The sequence below is a fragment of the Segeticoccus sp. genome (assembly GCF_035708005.1).
Window position 1 is genome coordinate 21,954 of the sequence record NZ_DASSTI010000121.1, and the last position, 6,316, is coordinate 28,269.

Sequence of the window (6,316 nt, forward strand, 5' to 3'; positions counted from 1 at the left end):
TCCCCTCTCGTCAGTCCCCGGAGCTCTCCCGGTCGGGCTCGTCGGAGGACGGCGTGTCCGTGGCGTCGCCGTGGCCCTCGGGCGCGCCGTCCAGGCGCACCTCGCCGAGCACCTCCTGCAACGCCTCGGGAGGCAACGCCCCGGCGCGCAGGACGCTCGGCACGTCGCCGGTGCAGTCGAGGATGGTGGAAGCCTCGCCGCCGGCGGCCGTTCCGCCGTCGAGGTAGACCTCGACCGAGGAGCCGAGCTGCACCGCGGCCTCCGTGACCGTGGTGGCCGCCGGCTGGCCGGTGCGGTTGGCCGACGTCACGGCCATCGGGCCGACCTCGTCGAGCAGGGCCAGTGCGGTGTCCTCCCTGGGCATCCGCACCGCGACGGTGCCGTTGGTCTCGCCGAGGTCCCACATCAGCGACGGCTGGGCGTGCAGCACGAGGGTGAGCGGGCCGGGCCAGAACGCCTCGATGAGGGATCGCGCGTAGTCGGGCACCCGGGTGGCGAGGCCGTCCACGGTGCGCGGGTTCGGCACGAGCACCGGTGGGGGCATGTCGCGTCCCCGCCCCTTGGCCTCCAGCAGGGCGGCGACGGCGTCCGCGTCGAACGCGTCCGCCCCGATGCCGTAGACCGTGTCGGTCGGGAGCACCACCAGGCCCCCGTCCCGGACGACCTCGGCGGCCTGCTTGACCCCTGCCGCCCGGCTCTCCTCGCTGGTGCAGTCCACCACGCCACTCATCGGTTCCTCCTAGACATCACTCCCGAAGTCTCCCCCACCGAAGTCACCGAAGCCGCCCCCACCCAGGTCGCCGTAGCCTCCGCCACCGCCGTAGTCCGCACCGCCGCCGCTGTAGTCCCCACCACCGTCGTAGCCGCCGTAGCCGCCGTCCTCGTAGCCACCGTCGTAGCCGGCGGCCTGCACGTCGCCCCCCGAGCCGTCCGTTCCGGGGTCTGCCTGCCCGTCGTTGCCTTGCCCGTCCGCGCCCTGCCCGTCGCCCCCTTGCCCGTCGTTGCCTTGCCCGTCCGCGCCCTGGCCCTCGTTGCCCTGGCCGGTGCCGTCACCGAACCCGGCTCCCGGATCGTCGGCGAACAGCTCCTGCGCGATCGCGCTGCCGACGAACGCGCCGGCCATGCTGCTGAGCAGCATCGAGCCGATTCCCATGCCGAGACCCGGTCCCATCCCGAAGCCGCCCCCGAAGGTGCGCCGGATCGAGCCGGGGTTGAGCACCTCCATGCGCGTGGTCGACCGGGCCAGCGAGCGCGGTGAGTCGTCCTGCGGACGCTCGGCCTCCGGCAGGTCCTGGCTGAGCCGGCGCAGCACCTCCTGGCGCTGCTCGGGAGTCAGCCGGGCGAAGGCCTGCTCGTGCGCCTGCTCGATCTTCTCCGGGGGCGCGGTCCGCAGCAGGTACTGGTAGCGCTCGATCGCCTGCCCGTCGCTCAGCCCCTCACCGCCCGTCGCGGCAGGGACGCTCTCCTGCCGCTGGCTGCCCGTGTCGCCGCGTCCGAACAACCTGTCCCAGAACCCCATCACTGTGCCCTTTCGCCGGTGGCGCGTCCACGCTGCCCGCTCAACGAACCGTGTCTGCTGCTCGTGCCACGATCACGCAGGTGAGCGAGTTGAGCGAGTTGGACCTGTCAGGGACCGCGCTGCGGGAGCGCGACGACGTGGCAGCCGGGCCACACCGTCTGGTCGAGTGCGACCTCCGCGGCGCCGACCTGCGCGGACTGGACCTCGGCGGGTGGCAGTTCGTGGGCTGCACGTGCGACGAGGCACGCCTGCACGGCGCGACCTGCGACGAGGCGGTCTGGACCGGCGGGAGCGCCCGGCGAGCGCAGTTCGTCGACGTCGACCTCGGCTCGGCACGCTTCCACGACGTCGATGCGAGCGACGCGCGGTTTGCCGGGTCGCTGACCACGGGGGCGGTGTTCGAGGGATGCCGGTTGATGGGCGCCACCTTCGCCGACAGCCGCGGGCTGGGGATGCAGTTCCTGCGGTGCAACCTGTATGCCGCGGACCTCACCGGCGTCGTGCTCACCGGGGTCCCGCTGAGCGGGCTGCGACTCACCGAGGCGGTGCTGCGGGGCGCGGACCTGCGCGGCAGCGACCTGTCCGGCGCGGAGATGCTGCACGTCGACCTGTTCGACGCCAACCTCACCGGCACCGACCTGCGCGGCGCCGACCTCGGCGAGCTGGACCTCGACGGGCTGCGGGCGCTCAAGGGCGCGATCATCACGCCCGTGCAGGCGACCCGGCTGCTCGAGGCACTGACCGGCGTGACGGTGGTCGAGTAGGCCCGCCGACCGGCGTCCGCCGCGCTCAGCCGTCGCGCGGGACCCGGTGGGCCGTCACGACACGGGGCCGGCCGGTGAGGTCCTTGTGGTCCGCGACCTCGCGCCACACACCGGCGCGCTCGAGGGCATCGGGCAGCCACGTGCCCTGCACGTCCGCGTGCTCCATCACGAGGGCACCCTCGTCCCGCAGCAGGTCCGCGGCGCGGGCGGCGAGCGCCAGGGGAACGGCGAGCCCGTCGAGGCTGCCGCCGTAGAGCGCGAGCTCGGGGTCGTGGTCGCGGACCTCAGGTTCGGTGGGGACCATTCCCTCGGGGATGTACGGCGGGTTGCACACGACCACGTCGACGCGGCCGGCGAGCTCGGGGAAGGCGATGGCGGCGTCACCGAGCCGGAGCTCGACGTCGAGCCCGGTGCGCTCGCGGTTCTGCAGCGCCCAGGCGTGCGCCTCGGGCGAGAGCTCGACGGCGTACACCTGCGCGAGCGGCACCTCGTCCTTGACGCTGAGCGCGATCGCCCCCGAGCCGGTGCACAGGTCGACGACGACGGCGCGCGAGGTCTCGTGGGCAGCGGCAATCGCCAGCTCGGCGGTCAGCTCCGTCTCCGGACGCGGCACGAACACGCCCGGGCCGACGGCCAGCTCGAGGCGACGGAACCCGGCCCGGCCGGTGAGGTGCTGCAGGGGGATCCGTCGGGCGCGCTCGGCGACCAGCTCCTCGAACCGGTCCCAGTCCGCGGGGACCGCGTCGCCGAGCACCATCCGGCGGTGCAGCTCGGCGGGGTCGCAGCCGACGACATGCGCGGCGAGCGCGATCGCGTCGGTCTCCGGACTGGGCACGTCGTGCTCGGCGAGCAGCTGGGCCGCCTGCCGGACCGCGTCGCTCAACCGGGTACTCATCAGCCGGCCGAGCCGTCGCCGACCGCCGCCATCTGCGCGGCCTCGTCGGCGTCGACGGCGGACTGGATCACCGGGTCGAGATCGCCGTCGAGCACCGCGTCGAGGTTGTAGGACTTGTAGCCGGTGCGGTGGTCGGCGATCCGGTTCTCGGGGAAGTTGTACGTGCGGATCCGCTCGGACCGGTCCACCGTGCGGACCTGCGAGCGCCGCAGGTCCGAGGCCGCCTCGGCAGCCTCGTCGACCGCCAGCTGGTGCAGCCGGGCGCGCAGCACGCGCAGCGCCTGCTCCTTGTTCTGCAGCTGGGACTTCTCGTTCTGGCAGGACACCACCAGACCGGTCGGCAGGTGGGTGATCCGCACCGCCGAGTCGGTGGTGTTGACGCTCTGCCCGCCCGGCCCCGAGGAGCGGTAGACGTCGATCTTGAGGTCGTGCGGGTTGATCTCGACCTCTTCGGGGTCGTCCACCTCCGGCATGACCAGCACCCCCGCGGCGGAGGTGTGGATCCGCCCCTGGCTCTCGGTGACCGGCACCCGCTGCACCCGGTGCACGCCGCCCTCGTACTTGAGCCGCGCCCACGGCGCCTCCCCGGGTTCGGGCGTGCCCTTGGCGTGGATGGCCACCCGCACATCCTTCCAGCCACCGAGGTCGGACTCGGTGCCGTCGAGGACCTCGGCCTTCCAGCCGTGGTGCTCGGCGTAGCGCAGGTACATCCGTACCAGGTCGCCCGCGAAGAGCGCCGACTCCTCGCCGCCCTCCCCAGCCTTGACCTCGAGGATCACGTCGCGGTCGTCGTCGGGGTCGCGCGGCAACAGCAGGGTGCGCAGTCGCGCCTCGGCCGCGGTCAGCGCCTCCTCCAGCGCCGGCACCTCCTCGGCGAAGCCGGCGTCCTCCTCGGCGAGCTCACGGGCGGCCGCCAGGTCGTCGCAGGCGGTGCGCCACGTCCGGTAGGCGGCGACGGTCGGCCCGAGGGCGGCATACCGCTTGTTGAGGCGACGCAGCCGGTCGGGGTCCGCGTGCACGGCCGGGTCCGCCAGCTGGCGCTCCAGGTCGGCGTGCTCCTCGACCAGGGCTGCTGCGGACTCGAGCATGGCGCCTTCTTCCGGTCTGGACGGTCACTCGGCGGGACGAGGCAGGTCCCGGACAAACGACACCGCCGACCCCCGGGACGAACGTCAGCGGGGACCGGCGGTGCGGGAAAGCTACTTGGCGGCCTTCTTCTTGCCGTAGCGGGCCTCGAAGCGGGCCACGCGGCCACCGGTGTCGAGGATCTTCTGCTTGCCGGTGTAGAAGGGGTGGCACTGCGAGCACACGTCGGCGTTGATCTTGCCGGAGGTGGCGGTGCTGCGGGTCTGGAACGTCGCGCCGCACGTGCAGGTCACGGTGGTCTCGACGTACTCGGGGTGGATGTCGGTCTTCAACGCTGCTCCTTGGGGGGTGTCGTGCGCCGGGTCGTCCGCCGTCCGTCGGCGCTCCGTGGAGACCTCGCGGGCGGCGGCCGTGAACCGGCAGCCGGTGAGCAAGTGTGCCAGATCAGGGCACGTATGCCGAAACGCAGGTGGGTGCCCCCGCATTCCCCCTCGCCACCACCCCCTTCCCACGTCCCCCGTCCCCCACCGCTGTCCCCACCCGCCGTCCCCCACCGCCGATCTAGGGACTCTCCGCGCAATCTAGTACTACAGCCGCACTTATGGTGAGGCGCCGCGGCGGGCGTAATGGCAGCGTTGGGCACGGGCTTGGTGTCGGCGTCGCCAGTGGGACCAGTTGAGCACGTCGCTGATAGCGGGTGGTCGGTGCCAGATGAGGTGGGCCAGTAGGGCCCGGACTTCGGGCACTGTCAACGGGATTAGGTCCTCGGCTGGCTTGGCTGGTGCCCCCTTTTTGCGGCTCCCCTGACTCTTCCGTGGGTGGTTGAGCGCGCCTGAATGAGTGCACGCCGTTCTCTTGTCTAGGTTCTGGCTTGTCGAGAGTCGCAGAACTACAGAGCGGAGAACGGCGTGCAGAACGCAACCCTATGGCGTGCCCTGCTGGGCGTCGAGCGGACGGTCATCGAGGATGTCGAGCTCGTGGAAGACGAGCAGGTGCTCATCGCGCATGTGCGCCCGAAGAAGGGCGCCCGGGGGCGGTGTGGGCGCTGCCAGCGGCGGGCGCCTTGGTACGACCACGGCGAGGGCCGCCGACGGTGGCGCGGGCTGGACCTGGGGCTGGTGCGGGTGTGGTTGGAGGCTGACGCGCCCCGGGTGAGCTGTCCCGAGCACGGCCCGACCGTGGTTGCGGTGCCCTGGGCCCGGCACGGGGCTGGGCACACCCACGACTTCGACGCCCAGGTCGCCTGGCTGGCCACGCACTGCTCGAAGACGACGGTGACCGAGTTGATGCGCATCGCCTGGCGCACCGTCGGGTCGATCATCGCCCGGGTGTGGGCCGAGGTCGAGGCGGTCCACGACCGGTTCTCGCAGGTGCGGCGGATCGGGATCGACGAGATCTCCTACCGTCGCGGGCACAAGTACCTCACGGTGGTGGTCGACCACGACAGTGGGCACTTGCTGTGGGCCGCCCCGGGCCGGGACAAGGCCACCGTGCACCGGTTCTTCGACGCCCTCGGACCCGAGCGGTGCGCCCGGATCACCCACGTGTCCGCCGACGGAGCCGACTGGATCAGCGCCGTGGTCGCCCAGCGGTGCCCGACCGCGGTGCGCTGCGCCGATCCGTTCCACATCGTCAAGTGGGCCACCGAGGCGTTGGATGAGGTCCGGCGCCAAGCCTGGAACGAAGCCCGTGGCGCGGTCGGCAGGCGTCGGGCCGGGCGGGCCAGTGGGCATGCCAAGGCGCTCAAGCACGCCCGGTTCGCGCTGTGGAAGAACCCGCAGAACCTCACCGAGCGCCAGCAGGCCAAGCTGGCCTGGGTGGCCAAGGCCGACCCGAGGCTGTACCGGGCCTACCTGCTCAAGGAGCACCTGCGCATGGTGTTCCAACTCGACGTCGACGAGGCCGCCGAAGCCCTCGACGTGTGGATCGGATGGGCGCGGCGCTGCCGAATCCCCGCCTTCGTCGAACTGCAGCGACGCATCGTCAAGCACGCCGACTCGATCCTCGCGGCGATCGAGCACGGACTATCGAACGGACGCATCGAATCGGTCA

At 72.2% G+C, this 6,316-nt stretch carries 7 protein-coding genes; 2 read left to right on the forward strand and 5 right to left on the reverse strand.

The annotated features are described in order from the left end of the window. Window positions 1-10: 10 nt before the first annotated feature. Both VFL99_RS12000 and VFL99_RS12005 read right to left on the reverse strand, forming a co-directional pair. Window positions 11-730, reverse strand: a complete 720-nt coding sequence (locus tag VFL99_RS12000) for an L-threonylcarbamoyladenylate synthase (protein WP_325106594.1) — start codon at window positions 728-730, stop codon at window positions 11-13. A gap of 9 nt (window positions 731-739) precedes the next feature. Beyond that, window positions 740-1,519, reverse strand: coding sequence for a hypothetical protein (locus tag VFL99_RS12005; protein ID WP_325106595.1), 780 nt, complete (start codon window positions 1,517-1,519; stop codon window positions 740-742). Window positions 1,520-1,599: 80 nt separating this feature from the next. On the opposite strand from VFL99_RS12005, the gene VFL99_RS12010 reads away from it, so the two are divergent. Then, entirely contained in the window at window positions 1,600-2,283 is a 684-nt protein-coding gene (locus tag VFL99_RS12010) for a pentapeptide repeat-containing protein (RefSeq protein WP_325106596.1), read from the forward strand. Between the two features lie 25 nt (window positions 2,284-2,308). Here the strand turns inward: VFL99_RS12010 and prmC are convergent, their stop codons facing one another. The 3 genes from prmC to rpmE form a co-directional block, all read right to left on the reverse strand. After that, a complete protein-coding gene (prmC, locus tag VFL99_RS12015) occupies window positions 2,309-3,166 on the reverse strand; it encodes a peptide chain release factor N(5)-glutamine methyltransferase (RefSeq protein WP_325106597.1) in 858 nt (285 codons plus the stop codon). A gap of 11 nt (window positions 3,167-3,177) precedes the next feature. Beyond that, complete coding sequence (prfA, locus tag VFL99_RS12020) at window positions 3,178-4,266, reverse strand: peptide chain release factor 1 (RefSeq protein ID WP_325106598.1); 1,089 nt, start codon at window positions 4,264-4,266, stop codon at window positions 3,178-3,180. Window positions 4,267-4,377: 111 nt separating this feature from the next. After that, entirely contained in the window at window positions 4,378-4,596 is a 219-nt protein-coding gene (gene rpmE, locus VFL99_RS12025; RefSeq protein ID WP_325106599.1) for a 50S ribosomal protein L31, read from the reverse strand. A gap of 576 nt (window positions 4,597-5,172) precedes the next feature. Here rpmE and VFL99_RS12030 point away from each other — a divergent pair. Further along, on the forward strand, window positions 5,173-6,316 hold a 1,144-nt coding region (locus VFL99_RS12030), incomplete at its 3' end, for an ISL3 family transposase (RefSeq protein ID WP_325106600.1).